Origin of the sequence: Streptomyces sp. cg40, from assembly GCF_050320165.1 — a bacterium.
Lineage (GTDB): Bacteria > Actinomycetota > Actinomycetes > Streptomycetales > Streptomycetaceae > Streptomyces > Streptomyces hokutonensis.
In genome coordinates, this window is record NZ_CP190128.1 from 6,235,541 (window position 1) to 6,258,069 (window position 22,529).

The 22,529-nt window shown below is 69.6% G+C and carries 24 protein-coding genes; 16 read left to right on the forward strand and 8 right to left on the reverse strand.

Annotated elements, in window-relative coordinates; translation table 11 throughout:
- Nucleotides 1–131: 131 nt before the first annotated feature.
- Nucleotides 132–980 (reverse strand): MaoC family dehydratase, encoded by an 849-nt coding sequence (locus ACQHII_RS27980; protein ID WP_427921891.1) that lies wholly within the window; start codon nt 978–980, stop codon nt 132–134.
- Nucleotides 981–1,331: 351 nt separating this feature from the next.
- On the opposite strand from ACQHII_RS27980, the gene ACQHII_RS27985 reads away from it, so the two are divergent.
- Nucleotides 1,332–3,251, forward strand: a complete 1,920-nt coding sequence (locus tag ACQHII_RS27985; RefSeq protein WP_427921892.1) for an AMP-dependent synthetase/ligase — start codon at nt 1,332–1,334, stop codon at nt 3,249–3,251.
- Here the strand turns inward: ACQHII_RS27985 and ACQHII_RS27990 are convergent.
- The 4 genes from ACQHII_RS27990 to ACQHII_RS28005 are packed head-to-tail and all read right to left on the reverse strand — an operon-like array spanning nt 3,199 to nt 4,864.
- Nucleotides 3,199–3,483, reverse strand: a complete 285-nt coding sequence (locus ACQHII_RS27990) for a DUF397 domain-containing protein (protein WP_427921893.1) — start codon at nt 3,481–3,483, stop codon at nt 3,199–3,201. The genes ACQHII_RS27985 and ACQHII_RS27990 overlap by 53 nt on opposite strands.
- 23 nt (nt 3,484–3,506) lie before the next feature.
- Nucleotides 3,507–3,752: a DUF397 domain-containing protein gene (locus ACQHII_RS27995; protein WP_427921894.1), complete on the reverse strand. Its 246-nt coding sequence runs from the start codon at nt 3,750–3,752 to the stop codon at nt 3,507–3,509.
- A 9-nt stretch (nt 3,753–3,761) separates the two neighbouring features.
- Nucleotides 3,762–4,013, reverse strand: a complete 252-nt coding sequence (locus ACQHII_RS28000; protein ID WP_427921895.1) for a DUF397 domain-containing protein — start codon at nt 4,011–4,013, stop codon at nt 3,762–3,764.
- On the reverse strand, nt 4,010–4,864 hold the full coding sequence (locus ACQHII_RS28005) for a helix-turn-helix domain-containing protein (RefSeq protein WP_427921896.1): 855 nt from the start codon (nt 4,862–4,864) through the stop codon (nt 4,010–4,012). The genes ACQHII_RS28000 and ACQHII_RS28005 overlap by 4 nt, the downstream gene beginning before the upstream one ends.
- 135 nt (nt 4,865–4,999) lie before the next feature.
- On the opposite strand from ACQHII_RS28005, the gene ACQHII_RS28010 reads away from it, so the two are divergent.
- The 7 genes from ACQHII_RS28010 (at nt 5,000) to ACQHII_RS28040 (ending at nt 10,625) form a co-directional block, all read left to right on the forward strand.
- A complete protein-coding gene (locus ACQHII_RS28010) occupies nt 5,000–5,458 on the forward strand; it encodes an ATP-binding protein (protein ID WP_427921897.1) in 459 nt (152 codons plus the stop codon).
- 75 nt (nt 5,459–5,533) lie between these two features.
- Nucleotides 5,534–7,309, forward strand: coding sequence for a 3-oxosteroid 1-dehydrogenase (kstD, locus tag ACQHII_RS28015; protein ID WP_427921898.1), 1,776 nt, complete (start codon nt 5,534–5,536; stop codon nt 7,307–7,309).
- A gap of 201 nt (nt 7,310–7,510) precedes the next feature.
- Nucleotides 7,511–7,999, forward strand: a complete 489-nt coding sequence (locus tag ACQHII_RS28020; protein ID WP_427921899.1) for an SAV_915 family protein — start codon at nt 7,511–7,513, stop codon at nt 7,997–7,999.
- Nucleotides 7,999–8,301, forward strand: coding sequence for a DUF6317 family protein (locus ACQHII_RS28025; RefSeq protein WP_427921900.1), 303 nt, complete (start codon nt 7,999–8,001; stop codon nt 8,299–8,301). Before ACQHII_RS28020 ends, ACQHII_RS28025 begins: the two co-directional genes overlap by 1 nt.
- On the forward strand, nt 8,301–9,587 hold the full coding sequence (locus ACQHII_RS28030; protein WP_427921901.1) for a WXG100 family type VII secretion target: 1,287 nt from the start codon (nt 8,301–8,303) through the stop codon (nt 9,585–9,587). The genes ACQHII_RS28025 and ACQHII_RS28030 overlap by 1 nt, the downstream gene beginning before the upstream one ends.
- Entirely contained in the window at nt 9,565–10,101 is a 537-nt protein-coding gene (locus tag ACQHII_RS28035; protein ID WP_427921902.1) for a hypothetical protein, read from the forward strand. Before ACQHII_RS28030 ends, ACQHII_RS28035 begins: the two co-directional genes overlap by 23 nt.
- Nucleotides 10,098–10,625, forward strand: a complete 528-nt coding sequence (locus ACQHII_RS28040) for a hypothetical protein (protein WP_427921903.1) — start codon at nt 10,098–10,100, stop codon at nt 10,623–10,625. Before ACQHII_RS28035 ends, ACQHII_RS28040 begins: the two co-directional genes overlap by 4 nt.
- On the opposite strand, the gene ACQHII_RS28045 is transcribed toward ACQHII_RS28040, so the two are convergent.
- Complete coding sequence (locus ACQHII_RS28045; protein WP_427921904.1) at nt 10,575–11,279, reverse strand: class I SAM-dependent methyltransferase; 705 nt, start codon at nt 11,277–11,279, stop codon at nt 10,575–10,577. The genes ACQHII_RS28040 and ACQHII_RS28045 overlap by 51 nt on opposite strands.
- Nucleotides 11,280–11,440: 161 nt before the next feature.
- The gene (locus ACQHII_RS28050) at nt 11,441–11,644 is read right to left on the reverse strand and encodes a cold-shock protein (protein ID WP_003992177.1); all 204 of its coding nucleotides are present in this window, start codon (nt 11,642–11,644) and stop codon (nt 11,441–11,443) included.
- Nucleotides 11,645–11,930: 286 nt separating this feature from the next.
- On the opposite strand from ACQHII_RS28050, the gene ACQHII_RS28055 reads away from it, so the two are divergent.
- The 5 genes from ACQHII_RS28055 to ACQHII_RS28075 all read left to right on the forward strand — a co-directional run bounded on the left by ACQHII_RS28055 (nt 11,931) and on the right by ACQHII_RS28075 (nt 16,878).
- The gene (locus tag ACQHII_RS28055; RefSeq protein ID WP_427921905.1) at nt 11,931–12,779 is read left to right on the forward strand and encodes a menaquinone biosynthetic enzyme MqnA/MqnD family protein; all 849 of its coding nucleotides are present in this window, start codon (nt 11,931–11,933) and stop codon (nt 12,777–12,779) included.
- Between the two features lie 59 nt (nt 12,780–12,838).
- Entirely contained in the window at nt 12,839–14,605 is a 1,767-nt protein-coding gene (locus ACQHII_RS28060) for a serine/threonine-protein kinase (RefSeq protein WP_427921906.1), read from the forward strand.
- A gap of 7 nt (nt 14,606–14,612) precedes the next feature.
- Nucleotides 14,613–15,194, forward strand: coding sequence for a hypothetical protein (locus ACQHII_RS28065; protein ID WP_427921907.1), 582 nt, complete (start codon nt 14,613–14,615; stop codon nt 15,192–15,194).
- A 72-nt stretch (nt 15,195–15,266) separates the two neighbouring features.
- Entirely contained in the window at nt 15,267–16,466 is a 1,200-nt protein-coding gene (mqnC, locus tag ACQHII_RS28070) for a cyclic dehypoxanthinyl futalosine synthase (RefSeq protein WP_200679992.1), read from the forward strand.
- A 7-nt stretch (nt 16,467–16,473) separates the two neighbouring features.
- The gene (locus tag ACQHII_RS28075; protein ID WP_427921908.1) at nt 16,474–16,878 is read left to right on the forward strand and encodes an imidazolonepropionase-like domain-containing protein; all 405 of its coding nucleotides are present in this window, start codon (nt 16,474–16,476) and stop codon (nt 16,876–16,878) included.
- 70 nt (nt 16,879–16,948) lie between these two features.
- Here ACQHII_RS28075 and ACQHII_RS28080 read toward each other — a convergent pair whose 3' ends face one another.
- Nucleotides 16,949–17,995, reverse strand: a complete 1,047-nt coding sequence (locus ACQHII_RS28080) for a chitinase (RefSeq protein WP_427921909.1) — start codon at nt 17,993–17,995, stop codon at nt 16,949–16,951.
- 402 nt (nt 17,996–18,397) lie between these two features.
- On the opposite strand from ACQHII_RS28080, the gene ACQHII_RS28085 reads away from it, so the two are divergent.
- From ACQHII_RS28085 to ACQHII_RS28095, 3 genes are read left to right on the forward strand one after another with little or no spacing between them, the layout of a single operon-like run.
- Complete coding sequence (locus tag ACQHII_RS28085) at nt 18,398–18,706, forward strand: hypothetical protein (protein ID WP_427921910.1); 309 nt, start codon at nt 18,398–18,400, stop codon at nt 18,704–18,706.
- A 19-nt stretch (nt 18,707–18,725) separates the two neighbouring features.
- Nucleotides 18,726–21,143, forward strand: a complete 2,418-nt coding sequence (locus ACQHII_RS28090; protein WP_427921911.1) for a bifunctional polysaccharide deacetylase/glycosyltransferase family 2 protein — start codon at nt 18,726–18,728, stop codon at nt 21,141–21,143.
- Nucleotides 21,140–22,459: an acyltransferase family protein gene (locus ACQHII_RS28095; protein ID WP_427921912.1), complete on the forward strand. Its 1,320-nt coding sequence runs from the start codon at nt 21,140–21,142 to the stop codon at nt 22,457–22,459. The genes ACQHII_RS28090 and ACQHII_RS28095 overlap by 4 nt, the downstream gene beginning before the upstream one ends.
- The last annotated feature ends 70 nt before the right edge of the window (nt 22,460–22,529 follow it).

Here is a 22,529-nt window from a genome sequence, read left to right on the forward strand (position 1 = left end):
TGTCTTGAAAGTGCCTTGGGTGGGCTGGGGTTTTCCTGTGCGGAATCCTCAAGGGCCCTTTGTTCGCCCGGGATTCCGTGATCGCCCGAAAGTGGCCGGACATGTTTTGTTCGCCCAGTGTTCACGGGGGTTCAGGCAACGGCCGGGCGCACGAACCCCTCCACATGGATCCGGCCGGTCGCGTCCCGCAGGGCGAAGCGGTCGTCGCGCGCCGCGTACTCCACTGTTCCCGGCAGCAGCACCGGCGCCCTGAACTCGGCCCGCACCAGCGCGCGTTCGGGGGTCCCGTGGGCGGCTAGGCAGCGGGCCGCCGTCCACATGCCGTGCGCGATGGCCCGGGGGAAGCCGAACAGGCGGGCGGTGAGCGGGTGGAGGTGGATGGGGTTGCGGTCGCCGGACGCGGCGCCGTAGCGCCGGCCCACGTCCTCGCCGAGCCGCCATTCGGCGACGGTGGGCAGGGGTTCGGGCTCCTCGGCCGGCTTGGGCGGCCGCTCCTCGGTGCGGTGCCGGGCGAGGTAGGTGCTGCGTGACTCCCAGACGAGGGCGCCGTCGGCCCGCATCTCGGTCGTGACCGTCGCCTCGGTGCCGCGCCGGTGCGGGGCCAACTCGTGGACGTAGACCGTGAGTTCGTACTCGCCGGTGGCGGGGACCGCGGTGTGCCGGGTGATCTCCACCGAGGTGTGGACCAGGCCGAGCAGCGGCAGCGGGAAGGCGCGGCAGCTCATCAGGCGCATGGCCAGCGGGAAGCCGAGGACGTGCGGATAGGTGACGGGCAGGGCGTCGTCGCCGGTGGGGAAGCCGCAGACCCGCTCGTAGGCGGCCAGCTTGCCCAGGTCCACGCGGACGCCGGGCAGGACGAGCCGGGTGCGGGGGAACTCGGCGTCGGCGCGGGGCCGTTTGAAGGGGGAGAGGAGGGCGCCGCGGAGAAGGAGCGGGGTGAGTGCGGGGGTGTCGGTGAGGGGTGGATAGGGGTTGGCCATGTCCCACTCCCGGGTGGTGTCCTGGGCGGCTCTTTTCGGCTTACTTCGGAGTAAGGTTACCGCAGGTAAGGCCAAGTGGGGCGAGCCGGACGGTCCATGGCGGGTGCATGGACGACGCACCGCCGGCGCACGGCCGGCCCATGGCCGACAAAACGCTGCGAACCCGCCGAGGTTGCACAGGCCCGGCCCGGTACCACCCCCGAACCCGCACAAAGTCCCCACGAGGGACCCGTACGATCTTCGACCTGACCCGAGGTAACACCCGGCCGTGGGTCTGGATGAACACCTCGGTACGCACCATGCGTACCTAATGCAGCAGAGCGGTACAAGCTGCGCGCCTCAGGAGCTGCCATGTCCCTCGCCTACCCGTCCGGCTACGACTACGACGGTACGCCCGTACTCGTCGAGCCCGAGATACGGCGGCTGGACGGCGTGGTCCGCGAGGTCTCCGTACCGCCGCTGGTGGCGCCGGCCACGCACGGCTCGCTCGCCGACGTGCCGTTCGAGAACGCGGCGGCCGCCCCCGACCACCTGGTCCTCAGCAGGCAGGCGGAGGACGGGAGTTGGACGGACGTCACGGCGGCCGAGTTCGCCGAGCAGGTGCAGGCCGTCGCCAAGGGGCTGATCGCGGAGGGCCTCGCGCCGGGCGACCGGATCGCGGTCATGGCCCGTACGTCGTACGAGTGGACGCTCCTCGACTTCGCCGCGTGGGCGGCCGGTCTGGTCACCGTCCCCATCTACCCGACCTCCTCCCTCTTCCAGATCCGCTGGATCCTCCAGGACACGGGCGCCGTCGCGATGGCCGCCGAGACGGTCGCGCAGGCCTCGTCGCTCGGCCCGGAGACGCCACGCCTCCCCGACCTGCGCCACATGTGGGTCTTCGAGAAGGGCCACCTGGACCGGCTGGCCGAACTCGGCCGGACCGTCCCGGACCAGGAAGTCGCCGTACGGCGCGGGGTGTTGCTGCCCGACACGCTCGCCACCGTCATCTACACCTCCGGTACCACCGGCCGCCCCAAGGGCTGCGCGATCACCCACGGCAACTTCCTCGCCGAGGTCGACAACGCGATCGAACTCCTCTACGGCGTCTTCAAGAACAAGCCGAACGAGGAACCCTCCACGCTCCTCTTCCTCCCCTACTCCCATGTCTTCGGCCGGATGGTCGCGGTCGCCTGCATCCGCGCCCGGGTCCGCCTCGGCCACGCCGCGAGCCTCAAGTCCGAGGACCTGCTGGCGGATCTGGCGAGCTTCCAGCCCACCTTCCTGCTGGCCATCCCGTACATGCTGGAGAAGGTCTTCAACAACGCGCGGGCGAAGGCGGAGAAGGGCGGCCGGGGCAAGGTCTTCGACCGCGCGACCAATGCGGCCGTCCGCTACGGCGAGGCCCTGGAGACCCGCCAGTCCGGCAAGGGCTCCGGCCCGAGCGGCCCGCTGCGGACGGCCCGCGCCTTCTACGACCCGCTCGTCTACCGCAAGATCCGCAACGCCCTTGGCGGCAAGCTCCGTTACGTCATCTGCGGCGGCTCCCCGCTGGGCCGCAGGCTCGCCGCGTTCTACGCCGGCGCGGGCATCGAGATCTTCGAGGGCTACGGCCTGACGGAGACCACGGCCGCGGCTACTTGCACGCCGCCCCTCAAACCCCGTCTGGGGACGGTGGGTTGGCCGATGCCCGGCACCAAGGTCCGGATCGCCTCGGACGGCGAGATCCTGCTCGCCGGCGGCCAGGTCTTCCGCGGCTACTGGGATCCGCACGGCGAGGGGGTCGTCCCCGCCTCCCAGGACGGCTGGCTCGCCACCGGCGACATCGGCCGCCTCGACGACGAGGGCTATCTGACCATCACCGGCCGCAAGAAGGAGATCCTGATCACCGCGGGCGGCAAGAACGTGGCCCCGGCCCCGCTGGAGAACTGGCTGCGCGCCCACCCCCTGATCGCCCAGTGCATCGTCGTCGGCGACCGCCGCCCCTACGTCGCCGCCCTCATCACCCTCGATCTCGAAGGCATCACCCACTGGCGCCAGATGAACGGCAAGCACCCGGTCCCCGCCGAACTCCTCGTCGAGGACGACGAGTTGAGAGCGGTCCTGCAACGAGCCGTCGACGACGCCAACAAGCTGGTCTCCCGCCCCGAGTCCATCCGCCGCTTCAGCGTCCTCCCGGTGGACTTCTCGGAGGCGGCGGGCCATCTGACGCCGTCGATGAAGCTGCGGCGGGAGGTTGTCATGCGGGACTTCGCGAAGGACGTGGAGGCGCTGTACGACGTGCGGCCGTGAACAGGAACGCGGACCAGGCCTCCGGGGAGACGGTGAGGTGCGCGGCGGCGGGGTTGGGGTTCTTGGAGTCGCGGATGTGGATGGTGTGGGGGCAGGCGGAAACTTCTACGCACTCGCCGCCTTCGCCGCCGCTGTGACTTGACTTCCGCCAGACGTAGGCGACTTCGAGGCAGTCGCCGCCCTCGCCGCCGCTGTAGCTGGACTTGAACCAGCTCAACTGCTTTATGTTCATCGTTGCTCCAGCATCTCTCGTGCTCAGGAACTGCTGGCCGAACTGGAGTAGACGAATGCGGACCAGGCCTCCGGCGAGACGGTGAGGTGCGCGGCGGCGGGGTTCTTGGAGTCGCGGATGTGGATGGTGTGGGGGCAGGAGGCGACTTCCACGCATTGGCCGCCCTCGCCGTCGCTGTAGCTCGACTTCCGCCAGGCGTAAGCGACTTCGAGGCATTCGCCGCCTCCGCCGCTGCTGTAGCTCGACTTGAACCAGCTCAACTGCTCCATGTTCGCTGCTCAGGAACTGCTGGCCGAGTTGGGGTAGAGGAACGCGGACCAGGCCTCAGGGGAGACGGTGAGGTGCGCGGCGGCGGGGGTCTTGGAGTCGCGGATGTGGATGGTGGCTGGGCAGGCGGCAACTTCTACGCACTCGCCGCCTTCGCCGCTGCTGTAGCTCGACTTGTGCCACACGTAAGCGACTTCGAGGCACTGGCCGCCCTCGCCGCTGCTGTAGCTCGACTTGAACCAGCTCAACTGCTCTATGTTCATCGTTGTTCCAGCATCTTCTCGATCAGGTCCAGGGACTCCTGCGGGTTGAGCGCCTGCGCCCGGATGATCCCATAGCGCGCGGCGAAGATGCGCACCTCTTCTCGGTCGATGATCAGACGCGGGTACGCGTGGCTCTCCATATACGCCACCTGCTCCTTCCCCTTCGGGGTCAGAAGGGTGAACGAGTTGTCCAGGCAAGGGTGTTCATGCCGCGTGGTCGGCATCACCTGAAGCTGCACGTTCCGCATGCCCCCGATGCGCAGCAACTGACGTAGCTGGTCCGCGTGCACTCCGGGTCCGCCGATCGGCCGTTCCAGCACAGCCTGTTCCATCACGAAGCTGCACTCCGGAGCCGGCCACCGCTCGAAGAACTGCTGCCGCGAGAGCCGGTCCGTGACCCGCTTCTCGATCGTCGCCTCGTCCAGTGGCGGCTGCCGTTGGGTGAACACGGCCCGCGAGTACTCCTCGGTCTGGAGTAGCCCGAGCACGCCCATCGTGCTGTAGTCGTACAGCGAAACGGCCTCCGCCTCCAACGCCGCATAACTCCTGTACCACTCCGGATGCCGCGTCCGCGCCCGCGTCATCGCCTCCTTGACCTCGGGGATCGCCTCCTTCAACAACCCACCCGCACCGAAGAGTTCGTCCCCCTTCTCCAGCACCTCGGGCCGAGGCACCCGCACGCCCCGCTCCATCGCCGAGATCGCGTCGGGCCCGTACCCCACGTGCTGCCCGAACTCCTTCTGCGTCATCCCGGCGCGCTCCCGCAGGATCCGCAACTGCTTCCCGAGCGCCGTGAACAACCCCGTCGTCCCGTCGGCCTCTGCCGGTGTCTCCGGCCTCTGCTCGCTCACCCCGGTCACCTCCCTTCGTCACGGGTCACGGTCACGGCCGACAGGCCGACACCTCGCCGTACGAACCCGTACAGCTACCCGGAGTCGCCGGATCGACCCTGGTCAGCGTAGAGACAACCCGCCACGCTCAGTGACGTGAACGCAGAAATCTCCACCCCCGCAGACGCCTCCGCTCCGGCCGCCGAACTGGCCCAGCGGCTCAGCGCGACACCCCGAGGCGCCCGCCTCGCCCGGCGTCTCACCGCACAGCAACTCGCCACCTGGGGCTACCCACACGACGGCGACCCGAACGACACCGCCCAGCACCTCGTCGCCGAACTCGCCGCGAACGCCGTCACCCACGGCAGAGTCCCGGGCCGTGACTTCGAACTCCGCCTCCGGCTGCTCCCGGAGGACACCCTGCGTATCGAGGTGAGCGACGCGCGCGGCGACCGCGGACCCCGCCAGGTCACGGAGCCGGACGGCGAGGGAGGGCGGGGGCTGATCCTCGTGACCCTCCTCGCGGACACCTGGGGCGTCACCGAGCGGGGCGTGGGAAAGACGGTCTGGGCCGAACTCGCCCTCGGGCGACCGGCAGGGCCGTGTCCGGTTTGAGGGAGTCTCGGTTATTGACTTCACAAGACCCCCGCGCGACATTCCCAGCCCATTTCCCGTCGGGCTGGAGCGGCCATGACCCCGAGCACGGACGACGCACATGTGGAACTCCCGCGCAGAAGAAGCGTGTTGGCCGGTGGTGCGGTCGCCGCACTCGCCGTCGCCGGAGTCTCCTCCTCGGCCCACGCGGCCGACCTTCCCCTCCTCGGTACCTACGACGTCGTGGTGATCGGGTCCGGCGCGGCCGGGATGACCGCCGCGCTGACCGCCGCCAAACAGGGCCTGAGCTGTGTCGTGGTCGAGAAGGCGCCGACGTTCGGGGGCTCGGCGGCCCGCTCGGGCGCCGGGATCTGGATCCCCAACAACCCCGTCATCCTGGCCGCCGGAGTCCCCGACACCCCTGCCAAGGCGGCCACTTACCTCGCCGCGGTCGTCGGCGCCGACGTCCCCGCCGACCGCCAGCAGTCCTTCCTCGCCCACGGCCCCGCCATGATCTCCTTCGTCATGGCCAACAGCCCGCTGCGCTTCCGCTGGATGGAGGGATACAGCGACTACTACCCGGAGTTGCCGGGCGGTCTCCCCAACGGCCGTTCCATAGAACCCGATCAGCTCGACGGCAACATCCTCGGCGCCGAACTCGCCCACCTCAACCCGCCGTACCTCGCCGTCCCGGCAGGCATGGTCGTCTTCAGCGCCGACTACAAGTGGCTCGACCTGGCCGCGGTCAACGCCAAGGGTGCCGCCGTGGCGACCGCGTGTCTGGCCCGGGGGACGCAGGCGGCGCTGCTCGGGCAGAAGCCGCTCACCATGGGGCAGTCCCTCGCCGCCGGACTGCGCGCCGGACTCCAGTCCGCGCAGGTGCCGGTGTGGCTCAACACCCCGTTGACAGACCTGTACTTGGAGGCCGGGGCGGTCACCGGAGCCGTCGTCACCCGCGACGGAACCGCCGGACTGGTCCGCGCCCGGCGCGGGGTCGTGGTCGGCTCCGGCGGCTTCGAGCACAACGCGGCCATGCGCGCCCAGTACCAGCGCCAGCCCATCGGCACGGACTGGACGGTCGGCGCGAAGGAGAACACGGGCGACGGCATCCAGGCGGGTCAGAGGGCGGGCGCCTCGCTCGCGTTGATGGACGACGCCTGGTGGGGCCCGGCCATCCCGCTCCCCGCCGACCCCTACTTCTGCCTCGCCGAACGCACCCTCCCCGGCGGCCTGTTGATCAACCAGGCCGGTTCCCGCTTCGTCAACGAGGCCGCCCCCTACAGCGACGTCGTCCACACGATGTACGACCGCAATCCCACCGCCCCCGACATCCCGGCCTGGCTGATCGTCGACCAGAACTACCGCAACCGCTACCTCTTCAGGGACATCCTGCCGACGCTCCCCTTCCCCGACGACTGGTACAGCTCGGGCGCGGCGTACAAGGCGTGGACCTGGGACGCCCTGGCTTCGTCGATCGGCGTCCCGGCGACGGCCCTGCGCACCACGGTCACCCGCTTCAACTCCCTTGCGGCGAGCGGAAAGGACACCGACTTCGGGCGCGGCGACAGCGCCTACGACCACTACTACACGGACCCCGCGATCCTCCCCAACTCCTGCCTCGCCCCGCTCTGGCTGCCCCCGTACTACGCCCTCCGCATCGTCCCCGGCGACCTCGGCACCAAGGGCGGCATGCGCACGGACGCACGGGCGCGGGTGCTGCGGGCGGACGGTTCGGTGATCCCCGGTCTGTACGCGGCGGGCAACGCGAGCGCGGCGGTGATGGGCCACAGCTACGCTGGCGCGGGCTCGACGATCGGTCCGGCGATGACGTTCGGGTATGTGGCGGCGCTGGATCTGGCGGGGGCGCTGTAGGGGTCGTAGGGCTGCGGGCCCGGCCTGGTCATCACCGGGTCAAGGGATGACCAGGCTGCGCCCAAGCGGCCGTATGCATTGCGCATGCAACGGGTCGGCAGGCCTGACATAGCCGGATTTGGGCCCTCGGTCGGTGGCTACTGTGATGGCGCGAACACGTCCACAGCGACGATCACGACCTACGGGGATGAGGAGACGGCGGTGGGGGAGCCGAACCGTTCACGCCTTCTTGAGTACGCGCAGGGGCCGGCACCGGCCCAGGCGCCCGAGGCCCGCCGGTCGAGCCTGCTCGACTACGCGGAGGCGACACCGCCACCGGGGCCTTCGGCGGACGGGCGGGCGGGGCCACGGCCCGGGGTGCCGCCGTACGAGACGCCCGTCGTCGTACCGGCGCATCCCCGGTACGTCGACGCCGTGGACGACGACGGGCGGCCGGTCCGTGTGCCGTTCGTCGTCTACGAACTCTTCGAGCATCCCGCGCGGCACACCGCGGCCTACGCCTTCACCACGGTGGAGAAGCTGGTGGCCGCGTTCGGCGCGGCCCAGCCGTGGGTGCTCACCTCGATCGGGCCGCTCGCCGAGGCGCTGGGGGAGCGGGGCGCCACCGTCCTGCTCGACCCGAAGGTCGCTCCGGGGCGGCACAACTGGCAGCCGGCCGACGTGGCCGCCTACGCGCGGGAGGTGCGCTGATGTCGGCCGACTTCAAGGCGGTGCTGAGCGACCTCACCTCGATGGCCACCACCTTCCACGACCAGGCCACCGACTACCGCAAGCTGCACCCCCAGGTGGCCCCGCCCGTGGTGAGCGGCGGTGACGCCGGCCTCGACGACGCCATCAAGGAGGTCGCCCACCTCATCCTCGGCCTGCACACCGGCTTCGCCGACCGGCTGGACGACCACGGCGACAAGGTCGCGTACGCGCGCGACTCCTTCCACCGGCACGACGTCGACGTCCACGGGGTGTTCGACGACCTGATGGTGGGAGAGGACTGATGGGCGACAGCTGGATCGGCGGCGACATCGGCGGACTGCACACGATGGCCACCACGTACAAGAACGCCAAGGACCAACTCGACGACGTGGTGCGGCCGGTGACCAACGCCGTCGAGTCGCTCGTCGACGACGCCGGGTGGAAGGGCGACGCGGCGGAGGAGTTCCGCGCGAAGTGGAGCGAGGACGCGCTGACGGCCGGCGCCTTCGCCAGCCTGGTGTTCGAGGCCGGGGACATCCTCGGCACCCTCGCTGACGCGCTGTCCACCTGCGAGACGGCACTTCAGAACGCGGAGCACGTCGCGACCGGCAAGGGCGTGTCCATGGGCGACAAGGGCGTCCCGCTGCCCATGGTCACGGCGAACCCGCCCAGCGCGGCCGACCAGAAGGCGATCTCCGCGATGACCGAGTACGACACGGTCCGCAAGGAGGTCGCGCACACCGCCCAGCACGCCCGGCTGGTCGCCGCGGACAAGCTGCGCGGGCTCTACGCCCAGGTCACGGCCCCGGTGTCGACCAGCGACAAGATCACCATCGCGGACGCGCTGCGCGGGCTGTACGCCTACGACGCGGAGGACGCGCGGGCCGGCGGCAAGAAGGCGCGCACCGAACTCGACGACGCGAAGGCCGCGGAGCAGACGGCGAAGAAGGAACTCCGCGCGGAACGCAAGGCGTACCAGAAAGCGGGCCGCTCCCTCCCCAAGGACCTCCCCGCCAAGGGCGCCTACCGCGACGCCGTCATGCGGGTCGACTCCCTGGAGGAGTCCATAGCCCGCGCCGACGTCGGCAGCAGCAAACTTCCCTACGACCGCCTCCTGAACGTCAAACTCGCCGACGCGGCGGACGCGTTGAGGCTGGGCAAGGGGCTGGAGGCAGTGCCGGAGTTCCTCAAGGAGATTCCGGTCCTGGATGTCGCGGCGGCGGCCGCTTGCGGGCTGATCGAGGCGAAGGACGACCACGACAAGGGGTGGTCGTGGCAGCACTCGGTGACGGTGGATGTGGGTGCGGCTGTCGGCGGCGTGGTCGTCGGCGCGCTCGCGGTGGCGGCGGCGCCGGAAGTGGTGACCGCGGCGGGCGCGGTGCTGGTGGCCGGGGTCGGTGTCGGGGCAGCGATCATCGGGACGGACCTCCTCGACCACACCTTCCACGAGCACTGGAGCGAGGACATTCACGACCACGGAGTTGTCGGTGGCGTGGCGCACGGAGTCTGGAACGTCGGTGCCAAGACCGGGGAGGACGTCGGACGACTGGGAAAGGACATCTGGAATGGCGTCACAAGCATCTTCTGAGGCTCGCGCCCAGGGAACGCCCGCCCACATCCCGGCCCTGCCGAAGCTCGGCAGGACCTGGTACAAGCGCGGTGCCCTCTACTGGCTGTGCCGTGTCCGCACGACTCTCTTCCTGGTCGTCCTGATGGCCGTGGTCAGCTTCTTCGATCTGGAGCTCTACAACGGCTTCACCAGTGCGTGGTCGCCGACAGTGCGCACGGTGTGGAACTGGGTGACGGCGGTCGTGTCCTGTGCCGCCCTCGTCTGGGGCTGGGTGCAGCAGAGGCAGGGGCACCACAAGGCCCTTCTGGATCCGCCCACTCCCGACCAGACCATCCAGGCCAAGCGCGATCACAACAGGCGGGCCCCGGGCCGGGCCTTCGCCGGCCGCTGGATGGTGCTGCTCCTGGTGCCCGTCCTGCCGGCCCTGGCCGCGTACACCGTCGGCTGGCTCACCGCCTGGACCACCGTCCGCGAATACCCGAGCGAGGTCGGCGCCCGCCGCTGGCTCCAGGAGCACCCGTCCGGGACATGACCACGCCATCCGACATCCCCAAGCTCCCCGGATTCGGCACCACTTGGTACAAGCGCGGCCCCCGCTACTGGCTGCGCCGCGCCTCCGGGGCCCTGCTCTGGTTCCTCGTGATGGCCTTCTTCTGCTACATCGCGTTCGTCCTCTACAGAGGTTTCCGCACCAGCCTGCCGCCGACGGTGCGCACGGTGTGGGACTGGGCGCAGGCCGTGCTGTCCGTCGTGGCACTTGTCTGGGGCTGGCGGGTGCAGCGGCGGGACCTCCGCAGGAAGTTGCTGGACCCACCGACCCCCGACCAGGCCCGTCGGGCCAAGCGGGACGAGACCCGACGCTCCACCGGACTGGCCGTCGCGGGCCGCGCCCTCTGGTTGGTCGCGGCACCGGTCGCCCCGGCCCTCGTGGCGGGCTGCGTCGGCTGGGTGGTTGCCGCGTTCGCCGTCCGCGAATACCCCAGCGAGATCGGCGCCCGCCGAGCCCTAGAGCACAGCCGCAGCCTTGCGGGTGGCGGTCAGAAACGCCTGCGGTGACGACTCCCCGAGCTCGGGGTCGGCCTCCCGTACGGTCCGTGACCGGAGCGTGAATCCCGCCGCCTCCAGCAGTTCCGCCATCGTCTCCGGTCGTCGCCGTTCGAAGTCGAGGCGGACCGGGTGGCCGAAGGGACGGTCGAGGGTGAGGGGCTGGTCGCCTGCCTGGAAGGCGATCAGGAGGTGGCCGCCGGGGGTCAGGACGCGGTGGAACTCCGAGAAGAGGGACGGGAGTTGATGCGCGGGGGTGTGGATGGACGAGTACCAGGAGACGGCCCCCGCGAGCGTCCCGTCGGGGATGTCGAGGTCCAGCATCGAGCCCTGCCGGAAGCGCAGGTCCGGGTTCTCGCGGCGGGCGATCGTGAGCATCGAACCGGACAGGTCGAGGCCGAAGACGTCCAGGCCGAGGGCTGCGAGATACGCGGTCGTACGGCCCGGCCCGCAGCCGAGGTCGGCCACCTGTCCGCCTCCGCCCACGCCCTCGCCGCGGCCGATCAGCTCGGCGAAGTCGGCCAGTACCGCCCCGTCCCGCGGCCCGGTGCGCTCCCCGGCGAACATCTCCGCGTAGTCCTCGGCGACCGCGTCGTAGAAGATCCGGGTGGTGGTCACGAAGCCGGCTTCGGTGTCGGCTGTGGGTTCGCCTTGGGTGGATGTCATGGCGGGGGACCCTATCGAGCCCCACCGACAGCCCGACCGCTCGACCGCCGGAGGCAAAGGCAGGAGCCCCGTCGCCTTGCGGCGCGGGGCTCCTTGGGTACTGCTATCTGTTCCGGATCAAAGCACCAGGCTCCGAGACCGAATAACTACGATCGTGTGACTCAGACGGGGGTGACGTTCTCCGCCTGCGGGCCCTTCGGGCCCTGGGTCACGTCGAAGGAGACCTGCTGGTTCTCCTCCAGCGAACGGAAACCGCTCGCGTTGATCGCGGAGTAGTGAACGAAGACGTCGGGGCCGCCGCCTTCTTGGGCGATGAAGCCAAAGCCCTTTTCGGCGTTGAACCACTTCACGGTTCCGGTAGCCATAAGCCCTCCTTGGGCCCAAAGGGTTGCCCTGCTCCAGAACCCTGCAAGTGTGAAAACAAGTCCCGCACTACTGCATACGTCTGAAAACGACTAGAGCCTGCGGTTACATGCTCCGCAGGCTCTGTACTGCAAGGGAAACCAAACTGCAACTTGCGGCGAGCCTAGCACGCGGGCAGCCGAAAGCAATAGAGGCCAAGATCACATCACCCGGACGTTTGAAGATCGCCAAAGGCTTGACTGTGGGGCCGAAGTATGGAGCGTACCTCATGAGGTCTAGCCTCGCGTTGTGGACAATTCTCGCACCCGGCCGCGCGTCGGCCACATCCAGTTCCTGAACTGCCTGCCCCTGTACTGGGGGCTCGCGAGGACAGGCACGCTCCTCGACTTCGAGCTCACCAAGGACACCCCGGAGAAGCTCAGCGAGCAGCTGGTGCGGGGGGACCTCGACATCGGGCCCATCACGCTCGTCGAGTTCCTCAGGCACGCCGACGAGCTGGTCGCCTTCCCCGACATCGCCGTCGGCTGCGACGGCCCGGTGATGTCCTGCGTGATCGTCTCGCAGGTCCCGCTGGACCGGCTGGACGGCCGCCGGGTCGCCCTCGGCTCCACCTCGCGCACCTCGGTCCGCCTCGCCCAGCTCCTGCTCGCCGAGCGCTACGGCGTCCGCCCCGACTACTACACGTGCCCGCCCGACCTGAGCCTGATGATGCAGGAGGCCGAGGCCGCCGTACTCATCGGAGACGCGGCGCTGCGCGCCAACCTGCTCGACGGGCCGCGCTTCGGGCTCGAAGTGCACGACCTCGGCACGCTCTGGAAGGAGTGGACCGGGCTGCCGTTCGTCTTCGCCGTCTGGGCAGCCCGCCGCGACTACCTGGAGCGCGAACCGGTCATCACCCGCAAGGTGCACGAGGCCTTCCTCGCCTCCCGCAACCTCTCCCTCGAAGAGGTCGGCAAGGTCGCCGAACAGGCCGCCCGCTGGGAGGACTTCGACGAGGAGGTCCTGGAGCGCTACTTCACCACCCTCGACTTCCGCTTCGGCGCGCCCCAGCTCGCCGCGGTCACCGAGTTCGCCCGCCGGGTGGGCGAGACGACCGGCTTCCCGGCCGACGTGCAGGTGGATCTGCTCCAGCCGTAATCACGGCGGGGCACCGCGCACTACCCTGCTGGAAGTCGTACGGGGGAGGGGTGGACGGCATGCAACCGCTCGGCAGCGACGAACCCACGGTCGTGGGGCCCTACCGGCTGCTCGGACGTCTCGGCGCCGGCGGGATGGGCCGGGTCTATCTCGGGCGGAGCGCGGGCGGTCGTACGGTCGCGGTCAAGATCGTGCATCCGCACTTCGCGCTCGACGAGGAGTTCCGAGCCCGCTTCCGCCGCGAGGTCGACGCCGCGCGCCGGGTGGGCGGCGCCTGGACGGCCCCTGTGCTGGATGCGGACCCCGAGGCTTCCGTGCCGTGGGTGGCCACGGCCTACGCTGCCGGGCCCTCCCTCTCCGCCGCCGTCACGGACGGCGGTCCCCTGCCCACCGCTTCCGTACGGGCCCTGGGCGCGGGGCTCGCCGAGGCGCTGACGGCCGTCCACGAACTGGGGCTCGTGCACCGGGACGTGAAGCCGTCCAATGTGCTCCTCACCCTCGACGGCCCCCTCCTCATCGACTTCGGGATCGCCCGCGCCACGGACGGCACCGCCTCCCTCACCTCCACCGGCGTCTCCGTCGGCTCGCCCGGCTACATGGCCCCCGAGCAGATCCTCGGGAAGGGCGCGACGGGGGCGTCCGATGTCTTCTCCCTTGGGGCCGTGCTGGTCTACGCGGCCACCGGTGAGTCGCCATTCCGCGGTGACTCCTCGGCCGCGCTGCTCTATAAGGTCGTCCACGAGGAACCCGAACTCGGCGACCTGGGCGGCGAGTTGCGGGAGCTGGCGGTCGCCTGTCTCGCCAAGGACCCGGCCGCCAGGCCCACTCCGGGCGACGTGGCGCGGGCGCTCGCTCCGGACGGGGCCGCGCGGCTGGTGGCCGGCGGGTGGCTGCCGGGGGCGCTGGTCGAGCAGGTCAGCCGAAGTGCCGTACAGCTGCTGAACCTTGAGGCGGCGGGGGTGGCCGAAGGGGTGCCTTCGGGGCCGGTGGGGTTCAGCAGTCCCTCGCTGGGGAGCGGTGGGGCCGGGGCGTTCGGGCCGGCGCCGGTGATGCCGGTGGCCGCGCCCACCGTGCCGCCCACCGTGCCGCCCACCGTGCCGCCCACCGTGCCGCCCTTCGGAGTGCCCGAACCGCGGGACGCGCCCCCGCACGACACCCTTCCTCCGGGGGCGGGACGTCACCCCGGGAAGGTCTCCGTCTCCCTCGACGCCACGGCCGCTCCGGGGGCCGACCGGCGCGGTCGCAGGGTCAGTTGCACGCTGGTGCTGGTCGTGGGGCTGGCCGCGGTGGTGCTGGGGCCGCTCGCCGTCTACTCGCTGCTGCCGGGCGACAAGGGCTCGGACACCTCCGCGGGATCGGCCACCGAGCCGACGCCGAGCAAGGCTCCGGGCAGCGCGCCGGGCGCCACACCGAGCAGCACGTCCACCGGAGTGCCGAGCCCTGTGCCGACCACCGCCGAAGGCACCCCGCTCTCGTCCGTCCCCGCCGCCTACCTCGGTACCTGGCAGGGCGAGGGCACCGCCCTCGGCGGCACGCTCCCCGACGGAACCTTCAAGATCACGGTCGCCAAGGTGGGCGTAGGACAGCAGTTGGGCATTCTCCGGCAGACCGACCAGCTCGGCGGTGTCTGCGACGACGTACTGACCCTGAAGCAGGTCACCAGGACCCGCCTCGTCGCGAGCGCGGCGGGTGCCAAGACCAACCGGGACGTGTGCAACCAGGCCGCCCACACGGTCACCCTCACCCCCACCGGCGACGACCTCACCTACGCGTCGGACAGCTCCGCCGAGGGCTCCCCGACCGCCCGGCTCTCCAAGGTCGGGTAGCGGTCCGATGGACTACGACCATCTCCTCATCGCCCTCGCGGGGGTGTGGGGCGCCGGTGCGGGCGCGGTGGTCGCGCGGGCCGGGCGGCGCGGTGCCGGTACCGCGCTCCTCGTGGTCCTGGTGTGCGTCGCGCTCGCCGTCGCCACCGGGATCCGGCCCGAGCTGGCGGTCTGGCTGCTGCTCGCACCGGTCGCGCTGCTGCCCGCCGTCACCGACCTGGCGCTCCCCGCCACGGGCGTCGCCCTCGCCCTCCTCGGTGTCGTCACCTTCCTGCCCGAACACGCCGGTGACTGGACGACCGCCCTGCGCGGGGCGCTCGCACTCGGCGCCGCGTACTACGCGCTGTCCCGCCTCGACCCCGGCGGCGGTGGCCTGGGCGCGGGGGAGGTGAGGCTCGCGGTCGGGGCGGGTGCCGTACTCGGGTGGTACGGGTGGCCGACGTTGATGCTGGGCGCGTTCGCGGGCTTTGCGCTCAGGGGCCTTTACGGCGGTGTCCTCGGCCGGAGGCGGCGGGTCGGCGTCCGTTTCGGGCCGTTTCTGCTCGCGGGTGCGTTCCTCGGGTTGCTGGTCGGGGCGTACACGGCCTGAGGTCGGGAGGCGATATGTGCTGGCGTAGGCTGGCAAGGTCCGTCCACAACCCTTGACGAAAGGGACCTCCCGGTGACCGAGAAGGCCGAGCTTCAGTCCGTCCTCGACCGTGCCGCCGAGGGCGGGCGCATCACCCCCGAAGAGGCGCTCGACCTCTACCGCGACGCCCCGCTGCACGCCCTCGGCGCCGCCGCCGACGCCGTACGCAAGCGCCGGTACGCGGGTACGGAGCACATCGCGACGTACATCATCGAGCGGAACATCAACTACACGAACGTGTGCGTCACGGCGTGCAAGTTCTGCGCCTTCTACGCCGCGCCCAAGGACACCGCCAAGGGCTGGACGCGCGACCTCGACGACATCCTGCGCCGCTGCGCGGAGACCGTCGAACTCGGCGGCACGCAGATCATGTTCCAGGGCGGACACCACCCGGACTTCGGCGTCGAGTACTACGAGAAGCACTTCGCCGCGATCAAGGCCGCGTACCCCCAGCTGGTCATCCACTCCCTCGGCGCGTCCGAGGTCGAGCACATGGCCCGCATCTCGAAGGTCTCCGTCGAGGAGGCCATCTCCCGCATCCACGCGGCCGGTCTCGACTCCTTCGCGGGCGCCGGCGCGGAACTCCTCCCCGCACGCCCCCGCAAGGCCATCGCGCCCCTCAAGGAGTCCGGCGAGCGCTGGCTGGAGATCATGGAGGCGGCGCACAACCTGGGCGTCGAGTCCACGTCGACCATGCTCATGGGCACCGGCGAGACCAACGCCGAGCGCATCGAGCACCTGCGGATGATCCGTGACGTGCAGGACCGGACGGGCGGCTTCCGGGCCTTCATCCCGTACACCTACCAGCCCGAGAACAACCACCTCAAGGGCCGCACGCAGGCCACGCTCTTCGAGTACCTGCGGATGATCGCCATCGCGCGCCTCTTCATGGACAACATCGCCCACATCCAGGGCAGTTGGCTCACCACCGGCAAGGAGGTCGGCCAGCTCTCCCTGCACTACGGCGCGGACGACCTCGGCTCGATCATGCTGGAGGAGAACGTCGTCTCCAGCGCCGGCGCGAAGCACCGCTCCAACCGCCTGGAGATCATCGACCTGATCCGCAAGGCGGGCCGCGTCCCGGCCCAGCGGACCACCACCTACGAGCACATCGTCGTCCACGACGACCCGGCGAACGACCCCGTCGACGAGCGGGTCATGTCCCACATCTCGTCCACGGCGATCGAAGGCGGCACGGCCCACCCCGAGCTGAAGCTCCTGTCCGCCAACTAGGGCTGCCATGCTGACGATTCACACCGCGGACGAGGGCGGGGCCGTCGCGGTCGAGGGTGCGAGGGTCGTGGGTGTCGGGACGCTGCCGGAGCTCCAGCAGCGCTTTCCCGTTGCCCGGGTGCGGAGTTGGCCCGGTGCGCTGGGGCCCGCCCGCATCCACGAGGGCCCCCTCCCGGACGCCCCGAGCCCACGGGAGCGGATCCACGCGGTACTGAAAACGGGCGCGACCGCCGTCTTGGCGGAACACGTGGACTCACCCGAACTCCGGTCGGCGGCACAGCGGAACGACGTCCAGATCCTCACCCACCCAACCGCCGCCGACCAGGGCCGAGCCGACCTCGCGGTATTCGACGAGGCCGGCGAGTGCATCGCGACGGTGTGCGCGGGCCGATTGGTCCACAGACGCCGCTGAGGAGAGGTTTTTTAGGGGCGCGGGGAACTGCGCGACCAGCCACAACGCACCGTCACCCGACAACGCACCGTCACCCGGCAAACGCTTCCCCGAACGCCCCCGAACTCTGCGTCACCCCACTGCAATCGGTCGCCGCATCATCATCGGACGACCCGCTCTCACACTGCTGATCCCGAAACGTCGACCACATCGAAACCCACGCGATCTGCTTCTCCTCGGCGAACGTCCGCACCTGCGCCGCGTCCGAGAGCGAAAACGTCTCCCCCGACACATCGTTCACCCCGATCATCGAGGTCAACGCCATCCCCTGCCACGCCCCGGCATCCGACAACCCGAACACCTTCTTCAACTGGGTGTGCGTCGCCGTGGCAGAAGTGATCGCATAGTCGCCCATGTCCCCGGTGTACGACTCGCCGTAATTCATCGTCATGATGTTGACCGTCGAGACCTGGACCGCGTTGTCGTTCGCGGACTCCAGCAGCGCCAGGCTGTCGGAGTCGAGCCCGGACGGCATCACGGGGAGGGTGAAGGACACCTTGAGGTCGGTGCGTTCCTTCTGGAGGACGGCTATCGCCTTGGACCGCAGGGCGACCGACGTCGAGTCGGTGAGCGCGTCGCCCTCGATGTCGAAGTCGGCCTGGGTGGAACCGGCCGCGTCCAGCGCCTCGCCGTAGGCCTTCGCGAGCGCGGTGGCACTCGTACAGGTCTCGGCCAGCTCCTTGCCGGACGCCCCGCCGAAGGAGACGCGGACACTCGCGCCGGACGTCTTCAGCGCCGCGATCCGGGACTTCACGGCCGCGTTGTCGATCGCGGTCGTACCGTTCCACTCCGGCGTACAGGTGCTGCCCTTGGCGATGGCGAAAGCGAGGTTGTACGTCGACGGCGACCCCGTGCTGTCCGTGTCGTCGGCGGTCGTGACGCTGACGTACGGCGCGTAGGACGTGCTCGACGACGACTCCGAAGGCGTCGGGGAGGCACTTTCGGCGGGGCTCGTACTCGCCTCCCGGGTCGCAGAAGGGGCCGCGTCGGACGAGTCGTCGGAGCTCGAGGAGCAGCCGGTGACCGTCAGGGCAAACAAGCAGGTGAGCCCGGCCGCCGGTTTCAGGAAACTCCTCATATGAGCATGCACCCTTTCCGTCTCGGGACGGTGATTTCTGTCTCAGGATGGAAACAGAGTCGGTTTCCGAAGCCTAAATGAAGCACACGGGGCTGTGTCTTACGAAGACAGATAAAACATAGGAAACCCACGGGTACCGTTGCTCGAATCGGTCAACTCGGGCGACGAAGCGGAAGATTGAGGACACTACTGACACCGGCCGTTCATAAGGCATTTCCTGGGTTCTCTAAGGAAAGGCACAGGTTGCGGCATTTTTCTTGGCGGGCTCACAAGAGAACCAGAGTTTTGGTCACATAAAGGCGGCCTAATGTCTGGGGAATGCAATCCGAGTCCGCCATCGATAACCACGCCTCTGCGCGCGGTCGCCGCCGCAAACGCGGCAACGGGGCCGCCGAAGGTCCCGTGTTCGTTGACAACTCCGGCCGCCGGTCAAAGGTGCTGCGCCGGATCGGCCTCCTCATGGGCACCGTCTGCCTGGGGTACGCGTTCGTACTCGGCATGGCGTTCATGGGCTGGGGCATCTCCCTGAACCCCTCCTCACTGCTGCCGTTCGGCGGCGGCCAGGCCGGTTCGGCCCCCGGGGGCGGCTACGCCCCCAACGGTGGCAGAGGCGGCGTAGCGCCCTCCGGTGTTCCGACCGGCGCTCCGACCGACATCCCCTCGGGCGCCGCCACGGGTGCGGCCCCGTCCTCCTCAGCCACCGCACACTGACCGGAGCGCCACCGCAGCCATGACTACGACGACTCCCTCGCGCGGGCGCCGACGCGCCCCCACCCGGATGGAGCGCGCGGCCGGCAAGGCCGCCGCGCTCCAGCGCCCCCGGGTGATTCTCGCCCTGCTGCTTCTCCTCGGCCTCACCTGCGTGATGCTGCTCGACGGCTACCTGCGCGCGGAAGTCGGCGGCGACCAGCGCGTCCGGGACGGCGCGAGCGCCAGCAAGGTCCCCGACAAGGTGCTCAACGGCGGCCCGATCCTGACCTTCCGGAACGGCAAGCCGGTCACCCAGACCATCCCGAAGAAGACGATCGTCCTCACCTTCGACGACGGCCCGAACCCCACCTACACGCCCACGGTCCTGAAGATCCTCAAGAAGTACGACGTGCCGGGCACGTTCTTCCTGGTGGGCTCGATGGTCTCGCGCTACCCGAGCATCGTGAAGCAGATGGTCGCGGAGGGCAACGAGGTGGGCATCCACACCTTCACCCACGTCGACCTCTCCTACCAGAGCGACGCCCGCATCAAGCGGGAGATGGAACAGACGCAGCTCGCGCTCGCGGGCGCGGCCGGCATCACGACGACGCTGTTCCGCGCGCCGTACTCCTCGGAGACGGACGCGATCGACAACTACAGCTACCCCGTCTACAAGAAGCTCGGCGCCTCCGGCTACACCAGCGTCTTCGTCGACACCGACAGCGACGACTGGAAGCAGCCCGGTGTCGCGAAGATCATCAAGTGGGCGACGCCGTCCGGGACTTCGGGCTCCTCGGTGCTCTTCCACGACGCCGGCGGTGTGCGCTCGCAGACCATGAAGGCGCTGCCGCAGTACATCGAGAAGATGAAGGCGAAGGGCTACTCGTTCACCACGGTGAGCGGCGCCATCGCCAAGAACGCCTCCGCCGAGCGGGCGGCGGGCGGCACAGGTACCGGCACCGGCGCAGGCGCGGGTGCGGGTGCGGCCGTCGGCACGAGTTCCGGCACCGTCGAGGCCGGCGCGCAGCCCTCCGCGGCACCTTCCGGAGCGCCCGCCGGCACCACCCCGGGCGGCGGCCAGACGGTCGGTTCGGCCGTCGGCGGCACCGGGAGCGGCACCCAGAGCGGAACGCGACGCATCTCGGTCCAGCAGGGCGCCCACCGCGAGGCCACCGGCATGACCCTCTACGAGGGCAAGGCGCTCATCTACGCCGTCATGGTCGCCGAGTGGGTGGTGCCGGGACTTGCGGCAGGGCTCACGGTCGTCGGCGTCGCCGTCATGGGCCGGTTCGGGATGATGCTGATCCTCGCCCGCCGGCACTACAGACAGCGCAACAAACGCCGGTTCAGCTGGGGCCCGACCGTCACCCGCCCGGTGACCGTCATCGTCCCGGCGTACAACGAGAAGGAGTGCATCGCCAACACGCTTGAGTCGCTGGCGAAGAGCACCCACCCGATCGAGATCATCGTCGTCGACGACGGCTCCTCGGACGGCACCTCGGAGATCGCCCGCGAGGCGGCCCGCTCGTTCGGCATGACGAACGTCCGGGTCATCCGCCAGGAGAACGCGGGCAAGCCCGCCGCCCTCAACAACGGTGTGCGCAGCGCGAGTTACGACATCGTCGTGATGATGGACGGCGACACCGTCTTCGAACCCGACACCGTACGGCAGCTCGTCCAGCCCTTCGCCGACCCCGAGGTCGGCGCGGTCGCGGGCAACGCCAAGGTCGGCAACCGCAACACGGTCATCGGCGCCTGGCAGCACATCGAGTACGTGATGGGCTTCAACCTCGACCGCCGCATGTACGACCTGCTGCGCTGCATGCCCACCATCCCGGGCGCGATCGGCGCGTTCCGCCGCGAGGCGGTCCTCCAGGTCGGCGGCATGAGCGAGGACACCCTCGCCGAGGACACCGACATCACCATCGCCATGCACCGCGAGGGCTGGCGGGTCGTCTACCAGGAGCACGCCAGGGCCTGGACCGAGGCCCCGGCCTCCCTCAAGCAGCTCTGGTCGCAGCGCTACCGCTGGTCCTACGGCACCATGCAGGCGCTGTGGAAGCACCGCAAGTCCCTTACGGACAAGGGGCCTTCGGGCCGCTTCGGCCGGGTCGGGATGCCCCTGGTGGTGATCTTCCAGATCATCACGCCGGTCTTCGCCCCGCTGATCGACGTCTTCACCGTCTACTCGATGATCTTCGTCGACTTCTGGGCGTCCCTCGCGATGTGGTTCGCGGTCCTCGGCATCCAACTCCTGTGCGCCGCCTACGCGTTCAGGCTGGACAAGGAGAAGTACCGCTACCTGCTGATGATGCCGCTCCAGCAACTGGCCTACCGCCAGATGATGTACCTGGTCCTCATCCACTCGAGCATCACCGCCCTTACCGGCGGCCGGCTGCGCTGGCAGAAACTCAAGCGCACCGGCGAGGTCGGCACACCTGCGGGGGCGAGCTCATGACCTGGGAGCAGCAACCGGGATACGGGAGTGGATACGGCCAGCCCCAGCAACCTCAGTACCCCCAACAGCCCTACGGCTACGACGGATACGGCCAGCCGCAGCAGCCGTACCCCTATCAACAGCAGCAACAGCCTCCGCAGTACGTCGACTACGGGCAGCCGGTGTACGCCACGGCGCCGCTCCCCGTCGTGGAACCGGAGTTGGAGCCGGAGCCCGCGCCGGAGCCGGTGGCTGAGGAAGTCGTCGAGGAGGTTGTCGAGCAGCCCGTGCCCAAACCGGCGGGCCGGGACCGGTACTTCGACACCCTGCGGGCCGTCGCGCTGATCCGGGTGGTGACGTACCACACCTTCGGGTGGGCCTGGTGCGGGATGGTGTTCCCCTCGATGGGGATCATGTTCGGGCTGGCCGGGACGCTGATGGCGAAGTCGCTGGAGCGGCCCGCGTTCAAGGTGGTCAAGAGCCGGATGCGGAGGCTGCTGCCGCCGTTCTGGTTCTGGGGCTTCTTCGTGGTCGTGGCGATGATGATCCACGACTGGATGCCGGGCTGGCAGATCGTCTTCTGGGTGGTGCCGGTCGGGGATCCGCCGGGCAATTCCTGGGGGCTCCAGGCCTGGGAGATCCTCTGGTACCTGCGGACGTATCTGTGGTTCGTGCTGCTGTCGCCGGCCCTGCTGTGGATCTTCCGCAAGGCGCCGATCCCGGTGCTGCTGCTGACGCTGGTGCCGATCGTGGTCCTGAAGTTCGTGTGGTCGGGGCCGGACAACCGCTTCGGCAACGCCCTGTGGGACCTGTCGACGTACCTCTTCTGCTGGATCCTCGGCTTCGCCCACCGCGACGGAGTGCTCCAGAGGCTGAAGCCCTTCCTGGTGGTCACGCTGTCGATCGCCGCGATCGCCTTCGGCGGCTGGTACGCCTTCACGCACCAGGCCGAGGCGGGTGGCACCTACGACCTGGACGAGAGCCCGCTCGCCCAGACCTACTGGTCCGCCGGTTACGTCATGCTGCTGATGTGGGCCAAGGCCTACTTCAACATCGACTTCGCCTGGCTGACCCGCTTCAAGCGGCTCGACCGGGTCGTCACGATCTTCAACTCCCGGGCCGTGACGATCTATCTCTGGCACGAGATCGCGCTGGTGCTGGCGGTGCCGCTGACCGACCAGTTCTGGAAGGTGCCCGCCTTCGAGAAGTGGCTGCCGCTGGGGAGCCAGTGGTTCATGTTCGGCATCGGCTGGATCCTCATCGCCCTCTTCATCGTGCTGTGCGGCTGGGTGGAGGACGTGGCGGCGAAGAAGAAACCCCAGCTGCTGCCGTCGTGAGTTTCCTTTCCGATGCGGCCGTCACGGGCCGGGCGCCTTCGGGGTGTCCGGCCCGTACTGCCACAATGGG